The sequence below is a fragment of the Mesorhizobium sp. LCM 4576 genome (genome assembly GCF_001854815.1).
In the GTDB taxonomy this organism is placed as follows: Bacteria; Pseudomonadota; Alphaproteobacteria; order Rhizobiales; family Rhizobiaceae; genus Mesorhizobium; species Mesorhizobium plurifarium.
Map to the genome: position 1 here is coordinate 28,567 of NZ_MDDT01000089.1, position 22,433 is coordinate 50,999.

The 22,433-nt window shown below is 60.3% G+C and carries 15 protein-coding genes and 1 tRNA gene; 11 read left to right on the forward strand and 5 right to left on the reverse strand.

Features of this window, described 5'->3' with window-relative positions; translation table 11 throughout:
• Positions 1 to 233: 233 nt before the first annotated feature.
• The 10 genes from LCM4576_RS31850 to LCM4576_RS31895 all read left to right on the forward strand — a co-directional run bounded on the left by LCM4576_RS31850 (position 234) and on the right by LCM4576_RS31895 (position 15,411).
• A tRNA-Thr gene (locus LCM4576_RS31850) sits at positions 234 to 309 on the forward strand.
• Between the two features lie 620 nt (positions 310 to 929).
• A complete protein-coding gene (locus tag LCM4576_RS31855; RefSeq protein WP_071036302.1) occupies positions 930 to 1,634 on the forward strand; it encodes a hypothetical protein in 705 nt (234 codons plus the stop codon).
• Positions 1,621 to 2,166: a hypothetical protein gene (locus tag LCM4576_RS31860; protein ID WP_071036303.1), complete on the forward strand. Its 546-nt coding sequence runs from the start codon at positions 1,621 to 1,623 to the stop codon at positions 2,164 to 2,166. The genes LCM4576_RS31855 and LCM4576_RS31860 overlap by 14 nt, the downstream gene beginning before the upstream one ends.
• 29 nt (positions 2,167 to 2,195) lie before the next feature.
• Positions 2,196 to 5,609, forward strand: coding sequence for a BREX system P-loop protein BrxC (brxC, locus tag LCM4576_RS31865; protein ID WP_071036304.1), 3,414 nt, complete (start codon positions 2,196 to 2,198; stop codon positions 5,607 to 5,609).
• A gap of 4 nt (positions 5,610 to 5,613) precedes the next feature.
• Positions 5,614 to 8,967: a hypothetical protein gene (locus LCM4576_RS36700; protein ID WP_071036305.1), complete on the forward strand. Its 3,354-nt coding sequence runs from the start codon at positions 5,614 to 5,616 to the stop codon at positions 8,965 to 8,967.
• Entirely contained in the window at positions 8,862 to 11,240 is a 2,379-nt protein-coding gene (gene pglZ, locus LCM4576_RS31875; RefSeq protein WP_244510988.1) for a BREX-1 system phosphatase PglZ type B, read from the forward strand. Before LCM4576_RS36700 ends, pglZ begins: the two co-directional genes overlap by 106 nt.
• Positions 11,240 to 13,288 (forward strand): protease Lon-related BREX system protein BrxL, encoded by a 2,049-nt coding sequence (gene brxL / locus LCM4576_RS31880; protein WP_244510975.1) that lies wholly within the window; start codon positions 11,240 to 11,242, stop codon positions 13,286 to 13,288. Before pglZ ends, brxL begins: the two co-directional genes overlap by 1 nt.
• An 817-nt stretch (positions 13,289 to 14,105) precedes the next feature.
• Positions 14,106 to 14,393 (forward strand): hypothetical protein, encoded by a 288-nt coding sequence (locus tag LCM4576_RS31885; protein WP_131803336.1) that lies wholly within the window; start codon positions 14,106 to 14,108, stop codon positions 14,391 to 14,393.
• A 4-nt stretch (positions 14,394 to 14,397) separates the two neighbouring features.
• The gene (locus LCM4576_RS31890) at positions 14,398 to 14,718 is read left to right on the forward strand and encodes a hypothetical protein (RefSeq protein ID WP_131803337.1); all 321 of its coding nucleotides are present in this window, start codon (positions 14,398 to 14,400) and stop codon (positions 14,716 to 14,718) included.
• 66 nt (positions 14,719 to 14,784) lie between these two features.
• Positions 14,785 to 15,411: a recombinase family protein gene (locus tag LCM4576_RS31895; protein ID WP_071036309.1), complete on the forward strand. Its 627-nt coding sequence runs from the start codon at positions 14,785 to 14,787 to the stop codon at positions 15,409 to 15,411.
• Positions 15,412 to 16,087: 676 nt separating this feature from the next.
• On the opposite strand, the gene LCM4576_RS31900 is transcribed toward LCM4576_RS31895, so the two are convergent.
• The 5 genes from LCM4576_RS31900 to LCM4576_RS31920 all read right to left on the reverse strand — a co-directional run bounded on the left by LCM4576_RS31900 (position 16,088) and on the right by LCM4576_RS31920 (position 21,192).
• Positions 16,088 to 18,568: a bifunctional DNA primase/polymerase gene (locus tag LCM4576_RS31900; protein ID WP_071036310.1), complete on the reverse strand. Its 2,481-nt coding sequence runs from the start codon at positions 18,566 to 18,568 to the stop codon at positions 16,088 to 16,090.
• Positions 18,569 to 18,721: 153 nt separating this feature from the next.
• Positions 18,722 to 19,063 (reverse strand): hypothetical protein, encoded by a 342-nt coding sequence (locus tag LCM4576_RS31905; RefSeq protein ID WP_131803338.1) that lies wholly within the window; start codon positions 19,061 to 19,063, stop codon positions 18,722 to 18,724.
• Entirely contained in the window at positions 19,060 to 19,302 is a 243-nt protein-coding gene (locus LCM4576_RS31910) for a hypothetical protein (RefSeq protein WP_071036312.1), read from the reverse strand. The genes LCM4576_RS31905 and LCM4576_RS31910 overlap by 4 nt, the downstream gene beginning before the upstream one ends.
• Entirely contained in the window at positions 19,299 to 19,508 is a 210-nt protein-coding gene (locus LCM4576_RS31915; protein WP_083361597.1) for an AlpA family transcriptional regulator, read from the reverse strand. Before LCM4576_RS31915 ends, LCM4576_RS31910 begins: the two co-directional genes overlap by 4 nt.
• 331 nt (positions 19,509 to 19,839) lie before the next feature.
• Positions 19,840 to 21,192 carry a site-specific integrase gene (locus tag LCM4576_RS31920; RefSeq protein WP_071036314.1) on the reverse strand — a complete coding sequence of 451 codons (1,353 nt, stop codon included), beginning with the start codon at positions 21,190 to 21,192 and terminating at the stop codon, positions 19,840 to 19,842.
• A 939-nt stretch (positions 21,193 to 22,131) separates the two neighbouring features.
• On the opposite strand from LCM4576_RS31920, the gene LCM4576_RS31935 reads away from it, so the two are divergent.
• A complete protein-coding gene (locus LCM4576_RS31935) occupies positions 22,132 to 22,320 on the forward strand; it encodes a YodC family protein (RefSeq protein ID WP_040986255.1) in 189 nt (62 codons plus the stop codon).
• The last annotated feature ends 113 nt before the right edge of the window (positions 22,321 to 22,433 follow it).

Consider the following 22,433-nt stretch of genomic DNA (forward strand, 5'->3'; position numbering starts at 1 on the left):
ATTTTTTGTTGAAGAATCAACATTTTTCGTCACCGCCGGCACGGCCGCGCCGGCCAGYCGGGCGCGAAGGACAGCCGGCCCGCACGCCGCCGCGGGCCGCGCCTCACCCCGTCGCGCGGTAACCGTAGATCGGAATTGCCGCCGGCGAGGCCGGAATTCACCGCTGCCCATCTTGAATTAGCGAGCGGTTGAGTCTATCACGCAGCCCATTCTGGAAGCCTGACGCTTCCCGGGCCGCTTTAGCTCAGTTGGTAGAGCACATCATTCGTAATGATGGGGTCGCGTGTTCGAGTCACGCAAGCGGCACCAAAATTATCTCAGTGAAATCAAACACCTTACCAGATTTCTGACGCTTGATCGTGCGGCCTATCGCGTGGAAATGGGTAACAGGACGGGTAACAAAATTCTCAGTAGCAAGGTTTCAAGGCAACAATCCTGGTCTGGCAGGCCGTTAGGACGGCCCCAGCGGAATTGTCAGCCGAGCCTGTGGTAACCGCCCGGCCTATAAGCTACGCGGTACAAGTGAGGCAGTCTGGTAGCACTGCCCAACGCTATACCAGCCGGAAACTTGACGCTCCTCCCACCGCCGGGAGCCCGCAAGCTCGACAAATGCCAAATCTCCCGGTCCAGATGCACCGGCAGGATGGGATTGCACAGCACGGCATGKGGTATTTGACGGCACCGGGAATCATTGCAACAAGAATATCTGCGTGGCTCCCTGACATCGTCGGCAAATTTGAGCATGATCACGGCGCGATTTTCGAGCGCGTTCACCTGGTTTGGCGTGGGCTAGGACAACGGTAGGCGGCAGGATTTTGACGAACCAAGCTACGACTTTTCCATGGTACGGCCCTACTCGAAACGATGACCGCCTGATTCGGTTTGGCTTTCGCCCAAATGGCGGCGGCGCGCACCAATCAARGACGCTCATGCTCGCCGAGATTGGCGCTCTCGTCGCCACCAAATCTGATGTGAACAAAGATTTTCGAGCGAGGGTTCTGGAAGAGAATCTCCTTGGGAAGGCGACGGCCAGTGCTCGCGCTTCTAGCTATCGGAATCTATCTTCGCTTTACGGTCTGTCCAATTCCCCTGCATTGACACAGGTGTTCTTCGAACTGGCCAGAGAAGATCCCCAAAGTCAGCCGTTGTTGTCACTGCTAATTGCGCTTGCGCGCGATCCTCTGCTTCGGGACACTGCACAAATTGTCGCCGATGCGCCATTTGGCCAAACAGTGAAATGGCCAGCCCTCGCCGACGCCATCAACGCGGCGCATGCTGGTCGTTTCAGCGAAAAAATGTTGCGATCGCTGGCTCAGAATTGTGCATCTACTTGGACGCAGACAGGTCACTTAGAAGGTCGGTATGAGAAGAAGAGAAGTAGAGTCCAGGCAGCCGCGACTGTCGCGGCGCTTGCTGCGCTGATCGCGACGTTGTGCGGCTTCAGCGGCCCAGCGATCCTGTCCTCGGCCTGGTTCAGGATTCTGGACCTTAAACCGGACGCCGCGCTCGATGCACTAAGGTCAGCGGAGGCGCGGGGATTGGCAAGGGTAAGGGCGGCGGGCGGCGTGATCGAGATTTCGGTCCGGCAGCAAATGGCGACGACGTTGGGGATACCTGAACTTGAACACCTTTGACGATCTGCTGGATGCCTATAYGCGGCAGATTCAATTACCCTGGCTGAGYGATGCGCCGCCGGCTGGGCGCGTCTGGCTGCTTTGGTTCGACAAGTCCATGCAGCGGAAGATCACTKGGCGAATCGGCGAATTCGAGCATGCAACCATTAAGGCTGGACGCGGCTGGCGGTACGCTAACCTGGCTCCATGGTTCGGACAGTGGATCGCCAAGCATGAGTTTTTCGACGGGCTGTTAGATCATCCACAGGAAATTAGGGGCCTGCTGCCAGATGCCCAACAAGCTCTGATTGCTCATCTCAAGGCAGAACTCAGCACCTGTACGCYGAACGATATCTTCACCCTCGACGGATGTGGTTCGTTATTTGGTCTCGTCAGCGTGGCAACCCTCATCAGCAAGCTTGCCGATGTGATCCCCRGCAGATTGTTGGTGACGTTTCCGGGAAAACACGCTGCTGGAATCTACCGCCTGCTGGATGCGCGGGATGGTTGGAATTATCACGCGATACCGATACCGCCGGACCATGCATTGTGACGGGTGAATAAGACAGAGGGGGGTACTAAATGCTGAACAAAGACACTTTCTATAAGGACCCGGCCGATTACCGGCTCGCAAACCAAGGCGTCGCCAAGATCCAATTTCCTCCGTCAATGGAGGCTCTGGCCACGCTTCGCGGCGAACTGGAGACATTCGTGTGCGACGGCGCTTATGCAAACGGACTTTCGCGCATACTCGAATCATTCCTAGGCTCCATCGACAAAAATGGCGCGGCGCCGGCAGTTTGGATTTCCGGCTTTTATGGTTCGGGCAAATCGCATCTTGCCAGCATGCTTGCGGCGCTGTGGACCAACCTTGAATTCTCAGACGGGGCAACAGCTGAGGGGTTGGCATCGCTCCCGCCGGAGGTGGCCGCGCCATTGAAAGAACTTCGGATCGCCGCCAAGCGGGTCGGTGGTATTGTTGCGGCTGGCGATACTCTTGGCGGAGGCGCGACTGATCCCGCAGAAGCAACCCTTGGTATCATATTGCGCGCAGTCGGTCTTCCGAGCGATTTGCGGGCGGCCCAAGTCGCATTCTGGTTGGACGACACAGGAATTCTCGATGCCGTCCGCAACGATCTCGGTGACAGTTTCGACACGGACATTCGCAACTTTATCCTGTCGCCGAGATTCGGTGCATCTGTCTTGAAGGCAAAGCCGGAATTAGCTGCATCGTCGCGCGAATTAGGCTCGAAACTCCAAGCACTTTTTCCTGAACCGCCGCCTGTTACCGTCGACCTCCTAGAAAAAATGGTGCGCAAGGCGTTGCTGATCGGTCGCAACGAATTACCGCTTACCCTCGTCGTACTGGACGAAGTGCAACAGTTCATACGTCAAGACCCGAATCTCACTTTGAAAATTCAGACGTTGGTTGAGCGTTTGTCCGGCCGTTTCAATGGCCGGATTCTCGTAGTGGCGACAGGCCAGCAGGCGCTGAGCGACGTGCCCGATTTGCAAAGGCTCCTCGACCGGTTCCCTGTACAGATTGCGCTTGGCGAAGCCGATATCGACACCGTCATCCGCAAGACGGTATTGCGCAAGAGGTCAGGCGCAGAAAAAGACATCAAGACCATGCTTGGCAAGAACGCAGGTGAAATCAGCCGCCAGCTTCACGGCAGCAAACTTGCGCACACCGTCCGCGATGATGACGAAGCCGTCCTTGACTGGCCGCTTTTGCCATCGCGCCGGCGTGTATGGGAACACATCTTGCGGGAACTCGACCGCACTGGACTCGGCGGGACGTTGCGTGGGCAATTGCGCACCACGCTGGACGCAGCCAAGACTTATGGTGATAAGCCGCTCGGACACGCTGTACCCGTCGACTTTCTCTACGGGCGGTTCTCAACCGAAGCCTACAACGCCGGTCTCTTACCCGGCGAGACCCGCAATCGGATCGAGGCCCTTAGAGGCGRCGACGCGAAGGATCAGCTCAAGGCACGCGTCCTTATGTTGGTCTATATGCTCGGCCGAATCTCCGGCGAAGCCGATCGGCACGGCGTTCGTGCGACGCCGGAAACAATCGCCGACCTAATGGTCGTCGATCTCGGCGGTGACGAGGGACTCCGCAAGCACATCCCTAACTTGCTCAAGGAACTGTTCGAGGACGGCGCGGCTATCGATGTTCACGGCGAGTGGCGGCTGCAAACCAAGGAAAGCGCTGACTGGGAAAACACCTATCGGACCGAGGTGAAATCCGTTCTCGCAGATCAGGCGAGYCTTTCCGGTAGGCGCCGCCAGCTCTTGAGCGGGGCAATCGACACCGCTCTCGCGGGAGCATCCAGCATCGCGCAAGGCACGAGCAAGCAGCAGCGCAAGATTCATCGGCTAGAGACCGGTGACAAAGCTCCGACCGACGGCGTGCCACTCAGGCTCCGCATGGGCTGGGACGAGGACCTGTCTTCAGTCGAGAAAGAGATCGCCGGTGCTTCACCMAACGATCCGACGGTCCATCTCCTTCTACCCCGACATCGACCTGAGGAACTGACACGAGAGATTGCCGCTTGGCGTGCCGCAGATAGCGTTCTGCAACTAAAAGGTGTGCCTAGGACGGATGCGGGCATTGAGGYCCAGAAGGCGATGCAGTCCCGCTCGTCAAAGGCGCTAGCGCAAGCGAACGAACTCGTCCGGGAGGCAGTCCGCCAGGCCAAGGTCGTGCAAGCTGGCGGGAAGGTGGTGACCGGCTCGCTCGCCGACGCCGTCAAAGAAGCGGCGTCAAATGCACTTGCAAGGCTTTATCCAAAGTTTGCCGAAGGGGACAACGCTGGTTGGAGCAAAGTCTACGAAAAGGCGATGAAGAAGGACCCGGATGCCATGAAGGCTGTGGATCATTCCGGTGCGCCAGAAACTCACCCGGTTTGCAAGGCAATCCTTGCCGAACTAGGGCCGGGCAGAAAGGGCTCATACCTTCGATCGAAGTTCACCGAACCTGAATATGGCTGGCCGCAAGACGCTGTCGACGRCACCCTGGTGGTGCTAGCAAACCAAGGCTTGATCAAGGCCACTGGAGAGGATGGAAAGCAGGTTTCCTTGCCCGATCTTCCGCGCCAGAAGATCGGAACCTGCACCTATCGCGCCGAGACAACAGTCATTACGGTGACGCAGCGAATGGYGGCGCGTGGACTGCTGACTGAGGCCGGTCTGCATTTCGAAAATGGCCAGGAAGCGTATGCGCTTTCGGCTCTCCTTGAGAAACTGGAGAACGCGGCAAAGGATTCTGGAGGCGAGGCGCCCGCTCCGGCGGCCGATAGCGTGCCGAACCTCAATATCATGAAATCGCTTYCCGGCAACGACCTCCTAGCGGCCGTAGCGAAAGAAGCGACGTTGCTGCGTGACAAGCTGAAAGCTTGGAAGACGGCCTCGTCCAAGATCGGCTTGCGGCTTCCTAATTTCCGTGCAGCCGAGCGGTTGGTGCAACTCGGCGCGGAGGATCAGAAGGCCGAGTTGGATACGATTAGAAGCAACAGACAGCTTCTCGCCGATCCTGATCCTGTTCCTCCGGTCATATCCGCTGCGGCAGATGCGCTACGTGGGCGGCTCAACGCCGCGTTCGACGCTTGGAAAAAGGCTTGGGACGCGGGCGAAGCCAGGCTGGCGAACAGCGAAACCTGGAACAACCTGTTACCCGAACAGAAGCGTTCTATCCGGGAAAAGGAGAAAATCCTGCCGCTGACAAAACCCGAGGTGGATACGCCYGCTTCGATATCGGAATCCCTCAACCAGCGTAGTTTCGTGGGCTGGGAGAACGCCACCAAGGCACTGCCAACGCGGATCGACGAAGCCTTGGCAAGCGCGGCGATCCAGCTCGAACCCAAAGCCCAAACCATCAGTCTTCCAGGCAGCCTGTTGAAGAGCGAACAGGACCTCGATGCATGGATTCAAGCCGCCCGCGAAGCACTAATGAATGCACTCGCCRCTGGCCCCGTGATACCGAAAGTTTGAYGACATGAGCCAGCATTACCTCACCACGCCGCTTCGACGCGCGCTGGAAAAAATCATCAAGGAAGCCCGCATCGTAGCAGAAGCTGGGGCTGCCGATGCAGTCCGTCGCCTTGGCGTCTCGGAGGGGAAGGCACCCGCCTACCTGTCGGACGATGAGCAGGAGCTGCGCCGTCGTCTTCGCGCGCATGCCCGCAGTTTGGGCGACCGGCTGGATAGGGCTTCCGGGGAACAGGAGGTGAAGCGTCTCGTCGAGGCTGCAGCTTATGCCCATTGGCACCGTATGCTGTTCGCCCGTTTCCTCGCTGAGCGTGGTCTGCTCAGACATCCGGAACATGATGTGCCAGTGACGCTTGAAGATTGTCGCGAGATCGCACAGGAGGAAGGTGCTGCCGACGCATGGGCGGTTGCTGAGCGCTACGCCGCCTCGATGCTGCCTGCAGTCTTCCGCATCGACGATCCGGTCCTTTTGCTGATGTTGGACGCGRCACAGAACCAGTCGCTGCATCGCCTCGTGACCGATCTCGACGATGATGTTTTCCAGGCCGAGGACAGCCTCGGTTGGACATATCAGTTCTGGCGGGCGGCGGAGAAGGACGCGGTCAACAAGAAAGGCGACAAGATCGGCGCAGACGAGATTTCTGCCGTCACCCAGCTGTTCACTGAGCCGTATATGGTGCGCTTCTTGCTGCACAACACTCTAGGCGCCTGGTGGGCAGGCAAAGTTCTCTCCACTAATCCCGAATTGGCGAATGCCGCAGACGAAAACGTGCTGCGGACAGCGTGCCACCTCCCCGGCTATTCTTTCGATATGCTGCGTTTCGTCAAAGCCAGCGAAGGAGACGACGCGCGCTGGCGGCCGGCAGCGGGCGTTTTCCCCGGCTGGCCCAAAGATGCGAAGGACATCACCATGCTCGACCCATGCTGTGGGTCTGGCCACTTCCTRACCGAGACGTTGACGATCCTCTCCGCCATGCGGCGGGCTGAGAACGAGCTGTCGCCAGCAGACGCTGTTTCTGCCGCACTGCGTGACAATCTCCATGGCCTGGAGATCGACGGTCGATGTGTACAGATTGCTGCGTTCGCTGTGGCTCTGACCGCCTGGCGTATCGGCGGCTGGCAGATTCTCCCATTGCCTCATATCGCTTGGGTCGGCGCGCCGCCGCCGTTGCCAAAGGCCGAATTTGTCGCGCTCGCAGAAGGTGAAGTTGAACTCGAACGCGCACTGGCGGCTCTRCATGCCCTCTTCGTGCAAGCACCGATTCTCGGCAGCCTCTTGGAGCCAACCGGCGGCGACCTCGTTGATCCAATGCGTATCGCACGACTAGAGCAACTACTGGAGCCGCTACTGGCTAGGGCGCGTAGGGCGGAACCTGAGCAGGCAGAGGGTGTAGTTGCGGCGAGAGGGATGGCCGATGCCGTGGGACTTCTTGCCCGAAAATATACTTTCCAAGCRACGAACGTTCCCTTTTTGGGAAGAGGAAAACAGGGGGRCGAGCTGTCGAGGCACATCGCTCGACGCTTYGATACGGCTAAGGCCGATCTCAGCACCGCCATGCTAGCCCGCATGACATTACTCTCAGCACACTGTGGGACTGTAGCAGCCGTATCCCCCCAGCACTGGCTCTTTCTGTCGAGTTACAAGCATTTTCGCGCACAAATACTTGTAGAGACGGAGCTTAACATTGTTGCAGCGCTCGGGTCCAGAGCATTCGAAACGATCAGCGGCGAGATTGTCAATGTTTCCCTGACAGCCTTCACTAATAAGAAAATGGGACGAACGACTGCGTTCTCCGCCTTGGACGCGAACTCTGGCTCAAGCGCCCGAGATAAGAATAATATTCTTTTTTCTAGTTCATTTGAGACGCCGCTCCAAGAAGACCAATTGAAAAATCCAGATCACAGAATCATGTTGAAAAGCGGCTCGGTGGGAAAATTGCTGAGTGAGTACGCTTCTTCTTACCAAGGCATTGCAACGGCAGATTATGAGCGATTTGGACGGAAATTTTGGGAACCACGGCAGCTTTTCCCGGAATGGTCTTACCAAGCGGGGACGGTCGAGAGGACGATTAACTTTGGCGGCTTACACCATGTCATCCACTGGAAGGAGGGAAAGGGTGAATTGGCAACATCGTCGCAGGCCCGCATTCAAGGCTTGGGCGCCGTGGGGAAAAGAGGCGTGTGCATCTCCCAAATGGGTCAAATTCCTGTCACGAGKTTTGAGGGTCATTTCTTCGACAATAACAGTTCCGCCATGGTCGTTCATGACGAGCAGAATCTCGCGGCTGTTTGGGCGTTCTGCTCTTCCACAGAGTATGCAAAAGGTGTCCGGGAGATTGATCAAGCGCTGAAAGTCACAAACTCTACTCTGACGAAGGTGCTTTTCGATTTAGCAAAATGGAAAAAGATCGCTACTGAGCGGTATCCTGACGGTCTCCCTGAGCCGTACTCCGACGACCCTACTCAATGGCTCTTCCACGGCCATCCAGCTAATGCCGAACGAGGTACAGCCCTTCTTGTAGCCCTCGCCCGACTATGTGGCTACAATTGGCCTGCGGAGACAGATAAGAAGATGCGTCTCTCGCCGGAAGCTCGCGAGTGGGCGGCGAAAGTGGCGGCCCTCCCGGAGGGCGACGAGGACGGCCTGCTCGCTACAGCCGGAGTCGCCGGCGAGAAGCCGCTTGCCGACCGACTTCGAGCGTATCTCGCTGCTRCATTCGGCGCGGATTGGTCCGACGCGTTGGAGYGGYGCCTGATCGCTGAGGCTGACGAGGTTTGGGACAAAAAACAGGCCAAGGACGGATCGCTTGAGGCTTGGCTGCGCGACCGTGCCTTCCGCCAGCATTGCACGCTCTTTCACCAGCGGCCCTTCCTATGGCACATCTGGGATGGGCTGAAGGATGGGTTCTCGGTTTTCGTCCATTATCACCGCTTCACTCAATCGAACCTGCGCAAGCTGGTCTACACCGTGCTGGGCGATTGGTTGGCGCGCGCCAAGGCCGAGAACAACGATCTCCGCTACGAAAAAGGCCGCGAGCTGCAGCAAATGCTGGAGAAGGTGTTGGAGGGCGAAGCGCCTTTCGACATCTTCGTCCGCTGGAAATCGCTAGTCGAACAGCCGCTCGGTTGGGACCCCGATCTCGACGACGGCGTGCGCATGAACATTCGTCCTTTCATTGAAGCGGGAATTCTGCGTGAGCAGCCAAAAGGGATCAAATGGACGAAGGACCGGGGCAACGRTGTGCCGTCGGCACCATGGTATCCGGTCTTCAAGGGCGAGCGTATCAACGACTACCATACGACGTTGGAAGAAAAGCGCGCGGCTCGGGCGAGCAATCCGCAGATGGTGGCGGCGCGGTGACTACCCCTATCGATGCTTTGGTCGCGGCACTGCGCGATGCGGCCGGTTACAATCCAGGAGCGGAGTCGCCTCCTGAGGCGGTTCTTTGGTGYGATCCAAATTCGGAGTTCCTGTCTCTGGTCCCGCCACTGCGTGAACGGATGCCCGAATTGCTGACCTATGGCGAGCACGATTTGCAGACCCGAACCGGCMCCGCCGTCTGGCTGCGCGCCGCGACTGCCCGAGCGCTTCCAGCCGTTCCATTGCCCGAAGACGTGACGCCGATCCTTTACCTTCCTGGCGTTGGCCGCGAGGTGCTGAAAGGGGCCGAGGACTGCCCGACGCTCTTGCAGCCCCTAGTCTGGTTTACTGTCGCTGGAAACCTTTTCGGCCATGTCAATGGCAAGGATTGGACGCTGCGCGCCTTCCTGACCTCTGACCGGGGACCRCTGAAACTCAGCATCGCCGACGACGCTGTAACCCGCATAGCTCTTTCAGACGCGGCGTTGCGTCTTTGCGCCAAGCCGGTCGACGAGTTGAGATCAAAACGATGGGATGCGGACGCGCTGAATGCATTGCTCGCGCCCGACCTTGCTGCCGATATGCTGGACTGGATGGATGGTGCTTTCGACGCGACCGCAGACCCGGCTCGCTTCTCGGCGTTCGCCAACATTGCCGACAAGCAGCTCAAATTCGATCCTCGAAAACTCTCGCCACAGGACGCTGCGAAACGCCTGGCACGGCGCGAAGGGAAGTGGGCTGAGGTCTGGTCGCGCTTTGCCGCAGGGATCGGATATGGCGGTGTCGTCGGCCTGCTTGGAGCGGAGGAGCCCTCAACTCTCTTTGAGAATAAAGAGGCCTATCCGACGGAGAATCTGAGGGGCGAGAACGAACTTAGGGACAGCCTTTTGAAGCTGTCTGACCTGTCGGCGGTCAAAGCCCGCGCGCAAATTCTTGAACTTGAAGCCAAACATGCCTGGCGCCGCGAGACGGTCTGGGCCAAGCGCGGCAAAGCGCCATTGGCGCGGGCTCTGGCAATGCTGGTCGAAGTCGCCAAGGCAAAAGCGCTTCCCTCGCACGACGGCAAGGCGCTCGCGGACGCTTATGTCGAGGATGGCGCGGCCGTGGATGGCGCTGCGATGCAGGCGCTGGCCGCCGTGCCGCGCGACGTTGACCGCAACGCCGTATCGGTGGCGCTGCGGGCAATCTATCTGCCCTGGCTCGAAGAGAGCGCGAACACGCTGCAGGAGCTGATCCGCACGGGTAACGTGAAGCTGTCTGCGCCGGCGGCGGACAATAACGATGCGGTTACAGTCCTCTTCGTCGACGGGTTGCGCATGGACTTGGCGCAAGCCCTACTGCGCTTACTCACCGCCGAGGGACTAAATGCCGACCTGTCCTGGTGCTGGTCTGGATTTCCCACAGTGACGGCAACCTGCAAGGCACTAGCCTCTCCGGTGGCATCCTTACTCAGCGGCCCGCCAAGCACATCCGACTTGCTTCCCTGGACCGAAGATGGCAAGCCCGTCACAAAACCGGTCCTCTACAAGCTGCTGGAGAGTGAAGGCTGGGAGACGGGCGATTCATTGTTGGCCGATACCAAGCTCTGGACAGAGGCCGGCCGCTTCGATGAGGACGGCCACGCGCTTGGCGCCCGACTCGCAGGACAGCTTGCGACAGGGATTCGCGATGTAGCGGATTGCGTCRTTCAGCTCGTACGGACTGGACGGCATGTGCGCATCGTCACTGATCACGGTTGGCTGTTGATGCCAGGCGGGCTCCCAAAGGCTGCGTTGGAGACCGGTCTCGCCGAACCCCAAGGGAAACGGAGTCGCTGCGCGATGGTCAAACCGAAGGCACAGACCTCCTATCTCCAGATCCCCTGGAGCTGGAATAGTGATGTCTTCGTGGCGGCCGCGACCGGCGCGCATTCCTTCTATGTTGGCCAGGAGTACGCCCATGGTGGCGTGAGCCCACAGGAATGCGTCTTGCCCGTACTGAACGTAGCCGCCAGTGGGGCTCAGAAAAGCAATATCGCGGAACTGAAGACACGTTGGGAGGGTCTCAGGCTCCGTGTCGAAGCACCTGGCGGGTCCGATCTCCATGTTGATCTGCGCTTGGGATCAGAAACCAGCGGGCCGAGCCTGATCAAGGGTGGACGGGTTCTGGACGATAAGGGCAAGACTTCGTTTCTGGTAGGCGACGATCACGAAAATCAGACTGTCTGCCTGGTCTTACTGGACGATAACGGACGAATTCTCGCGCACCGCGTGCTGACTGTCGGGGGAGAATGATGCTGGAGCTGGACGCTCTCGATCGCAAGGCAGCAGAGGYCTTTCCAGGCCACATTGTGCGCAAGGATTTAGTGCGGCGCTTCCGCGGGCAATTTCCTGTCCCGACCTACGTCGTCGAATTCATGCTTGGGCGATACGCCGCCAGCACAGACGCGAAGGAGATCGAAGAAGGTCTAGAGATGGTGCAGTCGCAGCTTGCCGACCGCACTGTGAGAGCGGGCGAGGAAGAGCTGTTTAAGGCCCGGGCGCGAGAGCGCGGTTCGGTTCGCATTATCGACATCGTCACGGCACGGCTGGATGCGAAGACCGACAGCTACCTTGCCACGCTKCCGAGCCTGCGACTGACCGATGTGCGCATCGACGACAAGCTGGTCCAAACGCACGAGCGTATGCTCACCGGAGGGTTCTACGCCGAGATCGAACTGGGCTATGACGCAAGCATAGCCCAGGAAAAAGGCGGCCGGCCCTTTCAGATTCTGAGCATGCGGGAAATCCAGCTTTCCAGCCGCGACATCTTGCAGAAGATCGCCGAGGGCCGAGCGAAGTTGACCACCGCCGAATGGCGGGATTTCCTCCTACGCAGTGTTGGGCTGGAACCGGGCACACTGTCGGCACGGGCACAAGATGCCATGTTGTTGCGCATGGTTCCGTTCGTCGAAAGCAACTACAACATGGTCGAGCTCGGACCGCGCGGCACTGGCAAGAGCCATCTTTTCCAGCAGGTTTCTCCTTACGCGCACCTCGTCTCCGGTGGCAAAGCGACCGTCGCGCGTATGTTCGTGAACATGGCAAACGCGCAGCGTGGTCTCGTTTGCCAATATGATGTCGTCTGCTTCGACGAGGTGTCGGGCATTTCCTTCGACCAGAAGGACGGCGTCAACATCATGAAAGGCTACATGGAATCCGGCGAGTTTTCGCGCGGCCGCGAAAGCATCCGCGCGGAGGGCAGCATAGTCATGGTGGGCAATTTCGATGTCGACGTGCAGCACCAGCAGCGCGTCGGCCATCTGTTCGGGCCCATGCCGCCCGAGATGCGCAATGACACCGCCTTCATGGATCGAATTCATTGCTATCTGCCGGGCTGGGACATTCCGAAGGTCAACAAGGACCTGTTCACCAGCCGTTTCGGCATGGTGAGTGATGTGTTGGYGGAATGCTTCTCACGATTGCGGGCGCAGACGCGCGTGAACGTGTTACCGGGCCGCGTGCATTTTGGTGGAGCGCTTTCGGGTCGCGACCAGAACGCAGTCAACAAGACGGTATCGGGACTTTYGAAGCTGCTCTATCCCGACTCGGCCATGAAGGTTTCCGACGAGGATTTGGAGTGGGYGGTCCGTCTTGGTTTGGAAGTCCGGCGCCGGGTAAAAGAACAGCAGAAGCGCATCGGCTCGGYGGAGTTTCGAAATACCCAGTTCAGCTACATGATGGGTATGGACGGCGTGGAAAAGTTCGTAGCTACGCCGGAACTCCAGAGCGAAGACAGCATCGGCTCCGACCCACTTCCGGCAGGCCAAGTTTGGGCGATCAGCCCTGGCGGCCAAGATGAGGGCATCGGCCTCTTTCGCATCGAGGTGACGGAAAGCCCGGGTGGCGGGGTACRCATTCTCAACCAGTCGCCGCCGGCCCCTTTCCGCGAAAGCGTGAAGATAGCGGAACAAAATCTCTATTCGAGGGCGCGCGAGCTTGTCGGGGACAGGAACCCACGTGAGCACGAATTCGCGGTTCAAATCCGCTCCTTCGACGCAGCCCGCAGCGGATCCCAGACTGGGGTTGGAATATTGATCTCGCTTTGCTCCGCGCTATTGGGAAAAACGTTAAAAGGCGGACTGATCATCGTAGGCGGTATTAATCTCGGCGGCTCCATCGAGCCGGTCCACAACCCAATCGATGTTGTCGAGCTAGCGCTCGAAAAGGGGGCTGTGACCGTGATGATGCCGGTTTCTTGCCGACGAGCGCTAAACGATCTGTCGGACGATGTGGCGACGAAAATACAGGTCTTGTTTTACGCCGACGCGCCTGATGCGCTCAGGAAGGCGTTGCACGATTGAGCYTCCGCGCCTGGCAAGTAGAAATTTCGGTCTAACAGGGGAAACTYAATCTCAAGCAGGCATTGCTCCTGCATGGCCGCGACGGCAAAGACGACAGAGATTCTGATCRTGAGCACGAGGTTGGGCGGAGTACATAAAAAACCGAATCCGAATTCCCGACGGCATCTATCGTTGTCTCAACCCCGCCAACGTCGAAGCGTTGAAGGCGTCCAATGCGGTCGATCGGAGGTAACCTACTTGCCGCGCACGAGGCGGGKCGCCTTGGAGGAGGAGCGGCGGCCCGCGCGCGAGGCGCGCTATTTTTTATCGAGGTATGCCGGCTTTTGACGGCCRGATCGAAAGCTTGGGGTACGGGCGCCGGCCACCCCCACCCTCCGATTAAACATGCTTGCCGGATCATTTGAGACGCGCAACAACCGCACATCTGCCTAGCCAAGGGATCGGCTTTGCGCCTGGTTGCTGGACAATCGTCACCGACAGACTGACGCTTGCCGTCGCCCTGGTGGTCAAGCTCGCCACGCATTCACTGGCTTTGAACGCGGCCTATCGCGGGCTGCTTGTCGTTTCCAGCAATGGCAATGCAGTGCCTGGTGCAGTGTGCGGGCCGGYACATGGCGAGCCGGCCGGCAAGCCCGGTCAAATAGAGTATGCGCCAAACGACCGCCCGAAACCGGTCTGAAAAATAATTCTTGACATACCCTAATTGGTGTTTTTTAATTGACCTACCCTAATTGAACTTTAGGGCGGCATCGCTCGGCGGCTGGAACCCGCCAAAGCGATGCCTTCACAAACCAAGGCCGCAGGAGGGCCGAGGATCATGACCACTAATCTTACCACAGCTAACCGGAAAGACATGCGCGCAACGATGCCGGCTATGCAGCATCGCCATTTTGCAGCAATCGCGGCAATGGTCCGCGACTTGCCCGAACGCGTCAACCGTCTGACCGTTGCCAGGAGCTTCGCGGGCAAGCTGGCAAGCTCCAATCCGAACTTTGATCGCGAGCGCTTCATTGCCGCATGCAGTGTCGACGATAATTGGCGCAACGTCGACTGTATCGAGCCTGAATACGGCCTAGCTGCCGCTCGCAAGGCGGCCGGGAGGTGAGGCCATGACCGCTACAGCCATCTGGACAGACGATCGTTACATGCTGGAGCGCAACGGCCCGAGCATAGCGGCCGAAATGGTCGTCCTTGCCGAGCGCAACTACTGGCACCAGGACAGTTTCGCCGTGGTTTCGCTAGCCTATGACCGGACACGCTCCCGCGTGTTCTTGCACGGCACGCTAAAGGCCGCTTTCCGCAAGCTCGGCAGTGTCGCCGACAGCACGCGCGGCAAGCTCTATCGTCGCGACGACTTCGCCGCATGCATTGTCACGCCAGACAAGCGCGTCATGAACTGGACGGAAGCCAAGCGCGCCCTTGGCCAGTGATCGCACTCCCGCCGCGCTGGCAACGGCGCGGCGATCCCGCTAAACCCCAAACCGGAAAGAACCAACATGTTCACTCGCGCTTACCTGCGGGCCTCCACCAACGAGCAGGACGCCATGCGCGCCGCCGGCTCGCTCGACGCCTTCGCGGCGGAACACGGCTTGACCATCGCGAAACGCTACATCGAAAACGAAAGCGGCGCGTCGCTCGCGCGTCCCAAGCTGTTTGAACTTCTGGACGATTGCCGGCCCGGCGACATCCTGCTTATCGAGCAGGTGGACCGGTTGTCCCGCCTCAATGCCGCCGATTGGAATCGGCTGAAAGCCGAGATCAAGGCCAAGCAAGTGCGCGTCGTCGCGCTCGATCTACCAACGTCGTGGCTGATGGCGCGAGGCGATGCCGACGACTTCACGGCCAGGATGTTCGAAGCCATCAACGGCATGTTGCTGGACATRCTGGCAGCCATCGCCCGCAAAGATTACGACGATCGCCGCCGCCGRCAGGCCGAGGGCATCGTGAAGGGGAAAGYCAAGGGCGCCTATCGCGGCCGGCAGGAGGACACGAAGCGCAACGAATTGGTCAAGCGGCTGTTGCGGGAGGGCAAGCCGTGGAAAGAGGTGGAGGCATCAACGAAGGCGTCTCGCGGAACAGTCGCTCGGCTTGCTGCCATCGTGAAGGCGGAAGACGCGGGCTAGGCCACGGGATGCGCGTTGCGCGCATCGGCCGTGCGGAGAGCGGCGGAATGCCTCCGAACGCGCTGGCGGGGCTGCCTGTGGCGCTGGCGGGCATTTCGTGGGATTGGTGCAGGGGCTGCGCCGGCCACGGGGGGGAAAGACCATGAAAATCGCCATCGCACTACTCATCGCCAACCTAGCGCTTACTGCCTGGATCGATCATCTTAGCGCCCGGCGAGATAAGGCAACACGCTGCCTGCTATACGCCCTTCACAACATAGCCGAGCCGAAGGCTTGCACAGAGGCATTTCCCGGTGCCCGAGCGGCGCTGGAGCGCGAGCAACAATAGGTGCGCTGGCGACGGTACAGAACGGTACGGGCGGCGGGGCACTGTTCCTGGGTGCGCGGGATATGCTGTGGTGTCGAACAGGGTGAGACATATAAGCCATGAGTTATGGATTTACCGGATCGCCGTTTCGCCGTTAAGCCGGAACGGCTAAAACCTCGCAAACCTATGCTCCGCAAAGCTTTGCGGGCGGCTTGGCGGGGGATAGCGGGGGATGGCGGGGGATTTTCCAACTCCACCCTAGAAAGTGTCAGTCAGCCCTAATGTCTACAAGATTAGTAGACTGACAGTTTCCTATCTAGAGTGAGAACATCCCCCGCCATCCCCCGCTATCCCCCGCCAAACACCCTCTCAGGCGGCTTTCTTCATCAGCGATTGCAGTCCCCAAGTCTGCGTTTTCGCCTTCCCGCTGAAAACGGATGCGATCTTGTAGCCATYGACGATCCGGCCGTTATTCCCCCTGAGCCATTTGCCGAAGCGCTCCACGCTGATGTCGCGGCCACGCGGATCGGCGGCGACGGCCAGCAATGCGCGCTTGAGTTCTTCCTTGGCCTCAACGCCAATGTCGATGTCGCCATTGRCAGTGTCGATCAACTGCCGTGCCGACACAAACCGGCCGGGCTCCACCACCTCGCGCCATGYGGCGACGATTGCCCGCCGGGCCGCTGAGTTCGGGTCTTCCTGAWAGGCCGTGGCCATCGTCTCGACCGGATCAGCTTTGCCGAGYCAGACAAGCGCCGAACGGACGTTGCGCGACCAGTCTTCGAAGGATGCCAACGACGGAAGCTGCCGAGGATGACCGGCCTCCTGATAGGCCCGCACAATCGTCAGCGCCGCCGCGATGAAGCGACCGCGATCCTCCGCCACGGCATTGAACGGATCGGCCTTGAATTTCCGCGTCTCCGGCCGCTCCATGTCGGCATCCAGYGTGCAGACGATGGCACGCCGCACAAGGTCATCCGTCACAGTGAGATTGTTGCCAGTCRCATAGATCGTCGCGCTGTTGGTGATCGTAACAGTCCTGCTCTCTCCGAGCACCCTCGGCTGCACCCTCGGCCGCTCGACCGCCTGGCAGAGGAAATCGCCGCCGAGCGTGCCGTTAACATTGTCGATTGATATGATCGGCTGTCCGGCTATCAACACTGCGCTGAGACGCTTCTCCAGCTCCGCGCCATCGTGCGCCGCGCTGATGACCGGCGCCCTGTCRCCACAGGCGATGCCGTTGGCCAGATCGATCATGTAACTCTTGCYGGTGCCAGGCGCCGGAGCCCTGGCGATATGCATCGGCGCAACGGCCATCGAGCCGCGCACGACCGGCGTGATCAGCATCGAGAGCGCGACCGACCGACTGGCCGCATCGGCGAACGGGAACTCGTCCAGAAGGTCGTCGAGCATGTCGAGGGCGGCGAGGGCGGCGGCCCTGGTCGGATGCTCCGGGATCGGCTGCATTGCCGGCGGAGAGGCCAGCAACAGGCCGGTGGCCGCATCGTAGCCTTCACGGTCCAGGACGCTGCCGTCCGGCCTAAGCGTCGGCGCCGTGATGATGCCTGCCAGCTTGGGGAAGCGCCATTCGCCGGAGCGTCCCAGCACCATATCGGCGATAAGCTTCGGCGGCGTCGTGCGGCGCACTTTCTTCGCGCTGCGGGCGTCCGGCTTTTTCCAGGTCGCGGCGCGCGCCATGTGGTCGATCATGTTGATGGTCGAGACGGGCGAAAGGCGCGTCGTGACCGTCCGGCGACCGCCRGAAGCAGGTGCGATTTCCGTCACCGGGCGGACCAGACCGCCGGCATAGTCATAGAACGGCGCTCCGGCGGCTATCAGGGCGCTTYCCGCCTTGTGGGCGATCTCCGGCACATTGCCTTCATCGAACGTGATGACGGGCGRCTTGCTGACCTCGGCGAGCGCGGCGTCGATGAATGCCTCGTCGTTGTCATTGGCCGCTTCGTCGAAGATGTCGGCAAATATCTCAGCGTTAGTGCGCAGGTCCAAGTCTCCAAAGTCCGCCTCGATGGATGAGCTGCCCGGCGCATTCTGGCCGTAGCGATAAGCGTTCTTGATCGGCCCATCGGCCAATTCGTCGCGGTCCCACGGCGGCACGCAACGGCTGTTCCATCCGCCGTCGAGGTCCATCGCGTCGAGGCAGGCCGCCTCGGACAGGCCAAGGTCTTTGACATGCGCGGCGACCTTGTATGCGTTGTCGTTGCCGCCGTGCCCCTGGATGGATGCCGGGGCGTCGGCCAGGTAGGCAAGCGCTGCGGCCATTGCGGCCTGCGTGTCCAGCTCCAGGGCCTCCGGCGCCTTGCGCGGCTCGGCCTTGGCTTTGCTGGCCACGAAGGCGTCGACCAGCCACTGCGGCATGTCGGCAATCGGGACGGTGCCGCCGTTGTGGACRCAATACGGCTTGCCGTCGATCTTCGATCCGGCACCGACGACAAGATTGCCGGCAGCCCGGATGTCGATCCCTTCGCCGAGAGCGCTGACGTTGCCCGTCATGGCCGCCACATCGGCAGGCACGCGATAGAACAGGTGAAGGCCGCCGGAGGGTGTCGCCACGGTCAACGTCTTGGTGCCGGCCAGGGTCGTGCCGCGCGCCTCGGCGAGGGCTGCCAGAGCCTTGCCGCCGTCCTTGCCGTCCTTGCGGTCGAGGTCGACGACGATGACGCGAGAAGCGCCGCCCGTGGCGATGCCGATGTTCGGCGGATTGGGGCGATCGAACCATTTGCGGATCGTCGCCTCGTCGGTCGTGGCGTCTTRCTGCCAACCCTCTTTCTCCGGCTGCTTGCCGTTGCGGATGCAGCGGAACACCGGACCGATGGTGCTGGCGMACCACAACGCGAAATCGACGCGTGAGGCTTGAAAATTGGGGGCAGAAACATTAGACTTAATGGCAGACATTTCCTGAACTTTCGTGTTGGGTGATGTTCTCGGTGTTACTCTTGGCCATCGCGGGCGCCTCTCTCGCGGTGGCCTTTATGTGTGTCCAGTTCATGCTGCCGCCCTCGACCACGACGGCTTGACGATTGTCGGCTCGCTGCCGTCGAGATCGACGACGGCCATGCTGCCGACGACTTCGGCAACTTGCTCCAGGAAGACTTTGCGAGCCGATTTGTAAGCACGCATGAGCTTCCGCCGCATGCGAGGACTCTTGATGTCGTCGGGCACCTTCGGCTGCCACTCGATGGACCATTTGCTGTCGAGAGTGCCGCCGCCCCGGAAGATCGCCCTGTAGCCAAGCGGCAGGTCAGCCGCGTGGACGATCGCCTTCAACTGACGGTCCCGCTCGGCCGCCAAGATGGCATCCACGATAATCTCGTCGGGCGTAGTCATGCCGCCTCCTTCTGCTCGCCGGTCGAGAGCGTCCAGGTCCACTCGCCGTCGCGGTTCCGGGCCGCGACAATGCCGTTGCTCGGCTTGAAGCGAGCGCGAAGCACGTGACGCCACTTGTGGCCGGCCTTCACGGCGCTGCGCAGTATGCTCGGGAGYCGTATCGGCTTGCCGTTGCCGATCAAATAGCTCGCGAGCCAGCGCTCCGCCGCCTCGATCTCGGTGTTGGAAATCTCGGTCATGCGGCTGCCTCAGTCGGCTCCAGCGACAGCTCCCAAGCCAGGAGATCACTGGCGCGATACCGGACGCGACCGCCGGGCAGCGTGATGGCCTTCGGGCCTTTGCCGTAGCAACGAAGATTGCGGAGGGTTTGCGGATGGAAGTTGTACCGCTGGGCGACCTGGGCGGTCGTCAGCAACGGATCGTCAAGCATTTCGAGCGCAGTCATGGCGCGTCCTCTTTACGGTTCGGCCGGGGGAGGCGCGCGAGGGCGTTTTAAACGCTGGGCGCACTTCGGCCGTGGATTGGTTTAGGGGGAGATCGCGCGGCTTTGCTGCTGCATCCCAGCCGGAGGGCATTGACAGTGGCCACACGGGATCGTCGTCGGCCACTCTCTATTCAGGTGCTCGATGAGCATGCATCCCTTTGATACGTCGGGAGCCCACGAGACCTTTTATAGCTTCCATTATATCGAATTACAAAGGCCGCTGTCAATTGTCGGAAGCAAGATGCATGCCAAATTGCGCCGCCGTGCGCCTTTAATCCAGCGCGGCCCAGGATCAGCTCGCGCGAGTCGGTTCCAAGGCAGTCACATGAAGCGCCCACGCGTTCAAGGCTGCCCGCCGTTCGGGCAAGTGACGCGCCCGGTTATAGACACCGGCAACGCCGGCCCTGGCCGCGCCGGAGACGTGGTTGACGACGGCCTCGACCACATGCGGCGGAAAGCCAAGTTCATTAAGTCCAGTCACCAGGGTCCGCCGCAGATCGTGGCCGGTCCAGTGCGGCAGGGCCGGACGGCCAAGGGCCGTGCAGATCGCCGACACGCGGGCGTCAAGGTGGCTCTTGGCCTTGCTGAAACCGGACACCGGTTCCTCGCCGCCGCTGCCCGAAAAGACGAACGGCAGGCGCCCCGCCTTGCCGCCGTTGAGCTTCGCAGACGCTTCCGCCAGCTCGCGTTCGGCAACGGCCTGCACCTTACGCCGCTGCAATATAGCGACGACCGCCGGTGCCAGCGGCACCGAATGCGGCAGACCGTTTTTGGTTCGGCTGCCAGGCAGCTCCCAAACCGGCGCCTTGCCGTCCAGTTCGCGAAGCTCACTCCACATCATGCCGGCGACCTCGGTGCGTCGCTGGCCGGTGAGAGCGAGCACCAAGAAGAAATCACGCCAAAGATCGGCCAAGGGGGGCGCGTCGTTGAGGCCGTACATGATGCGGAGTGTTGCGTCGTCGTCGTGGAGCGCAGTCGCCACGACGGCCAATTCCTCGTCGGTCAGGGCGCGGTCGCGTTTCGTGTTGTCGTGGCGCATGCGCAGGCGATCAGTCGGTGCACGGTCTATCAGGTTGCCGCGATCGGGGTCAGCGCACCAATTGAAGAAGACGCGCAGATAAGCGACCGCCTTGTTGCTCGCTGCGAATTGCTCTTGCCCATCGAGGTTGTCGAGGACCGCCGTCACGTCCGCGCGGCTGATCGAGGCAAGCTGCCGGTCCTTCCAATCGGCCACGGCAGGGCCTTGGAGGAACGTGCTGTAGTCGCGATACGTGTTGTCCGCCAGATGTGCCTGGCGATTGACCAGAAAGCTCTCCACCGCCTTGCTAAACGTGCTGGCCTCGGCGGCAGCCGCTTCGTGCTTCGCCTCGGCGACGGGATCGGCGCCACGCTCCGCGCTGGTCTTGAAGGCCCTGGCCTTGTCGCGCGCTTCCGCCAGGCCGAAGGCGTCGGGGACGTAGTGCCCAAGCACCATACGCCGGAGCTTGCCGCCGACGCGATCGAAAACAAAGAATGTCTTCAACCCCTTGGCAGAAACCCGCACGCCGAAGCTCGGCAGCAGCGTGTCGAAATAGTCGATACGGCCAGCCCCCGCCGGCAGTGCGACGTTGCGGATGAAAGCGTCGGTTAGTTTCTTCTTCGGCACGGTCGTTACCTCTAAAGCTATGGGTAACAATGGGTAACAAAATCGGCGATTATGCACAAGTATGCATATCGATCCATTTCGAACCAGCCATCCCAGAAATCCGCTTTAATCAATCACTTATGCAGAAGACGATTATGCCTAATTATCGACAGTGATATCTGGATACATCATTCGTAATGATGGGGTCGCGTGTTCGAGTCACGCAAGCGGCACCAAATTTCTCCACGAGAACCAAGCCGTTACCGGAGGCCGAGCCTTGAGCGGCCTGCCCGTGAACCATAGGCAATGGGGCCAGGTGACAAAAGATCACCGGCGGAGGCAATCTGCCCCAACGGAATAAGGGGCTATATCTTTGGTTCTTTCAGACCAATGMGCCCGGCAGGATGGACCTCGGTCGATTGTGAGCTAGCGGGCAAATCAGACAGTCTCGCGATCGCGCCGGCTGATAACCCCAAGCCCCCCGCCCATCGGTCGGCGCATGCCCGGCTTGCGGACCTCAAAAGCCTACCCACAAAAAGCGAGCCGGGCTTCCATCCGCGTGCCCGTGCGAAGACGCAAATTGTCGGAACTGCAATGAGGCGTTGGACGGTCTATCACRTCGATTTCGAGGCAGGAGGCAGCAACCCGCTTCTGACTGAAATCGGAAGCGTCGAGGCGGACAATCTTTTGGCGGYGGTGACGAAGGCCCAGGCATTGTGGCCCGATGAAATGTCCATGACCGTCCGCCCGGCTAGAGAAGACAGCCAATCGGCGCAGCCGGCCGCTCCCCCGCGCGACACCGATTGAACCGAAGGAGCGATCGGCCACTCGTTTCRGCGCCAAAGCCCGGCATGATCCGGGCCACGGCTTCCCGTCCTGCACCACTTAACATGCGCATCTCGGCCATTGTCGGGAATCGATGTTGGTGGGAAACTCCCTGTGTCAGCATGGGAGGTCGAAATGCCCAATAGTTTCAAGACCGGAGACGTCGTCAGGCTGAAATCCGGGGGCCCGGAAATGACCGTCAGCGACGGTGCGGCTTCCGGCACGTATCTGTGCCACTGGTTCAACCGCGAGGGCGACGTCTGGACGCCGCAGCATGCAGGCTTCAAGCCGGACCAGTTAGTGGTCGTCGACCAGCCGAGATAGTCGTCGCCTTCTGGCCCTGGAAATCCTCCGGTTCGGCCGCGCCCGATCCCGGGGATTTCTGTCCGGTCGAAAAAGGACCGACGGATTTTGCTCGTCGCCGCGTTCAATGGCTG

Excerpts from the sequence above, each read along its gene's own strand:
- LCM4576_RS31855 (WP_071036302.1), top strand. The coding sequence starts at position 930 with ATGCTCGCCGAGATTGGCGCTCTCGTCGCCACCAAATCTGATGTGAAC.
- LCM4576_RS31915 (WP_083361597.1), bottom strand. The coding sequence starts at position 19,508 with ATGACTGCGCTCGAAATGCTTGACGATCCGTTGCTGACGACCGCCCAG.
- LCM4576_RS31885 (WP_131803336.1), top strand. The coding sequence starts at position 14,106 with ATGACCACTAATCTTACCACAGCTAACCGGAAAGACATGCGCGCAACG.
- LCM4576_RS31905 (WP_131803338.1), bottom strand. The coding sequence starts at position 19,063 with ATGACTACGCCCGACGAGATTATCGTGGATGCCATCTTGGCGGCCGAG.
- LCM4576_RS31935 (WP_040986255.1), top strand. The coding sequence starts at position 22,132 with ATGCCCAATAGTTTCAAGACCGGAGACGTCGTCAGGCTGAAATCCGGG.
- LCM4576_RS31890 (WP_131803337.1), top strand. The coding sequence starts at position 14,398 with ATGACCGCTACAGCCATCTGGACAGACGATCGTTACATGCTGGAGCGC.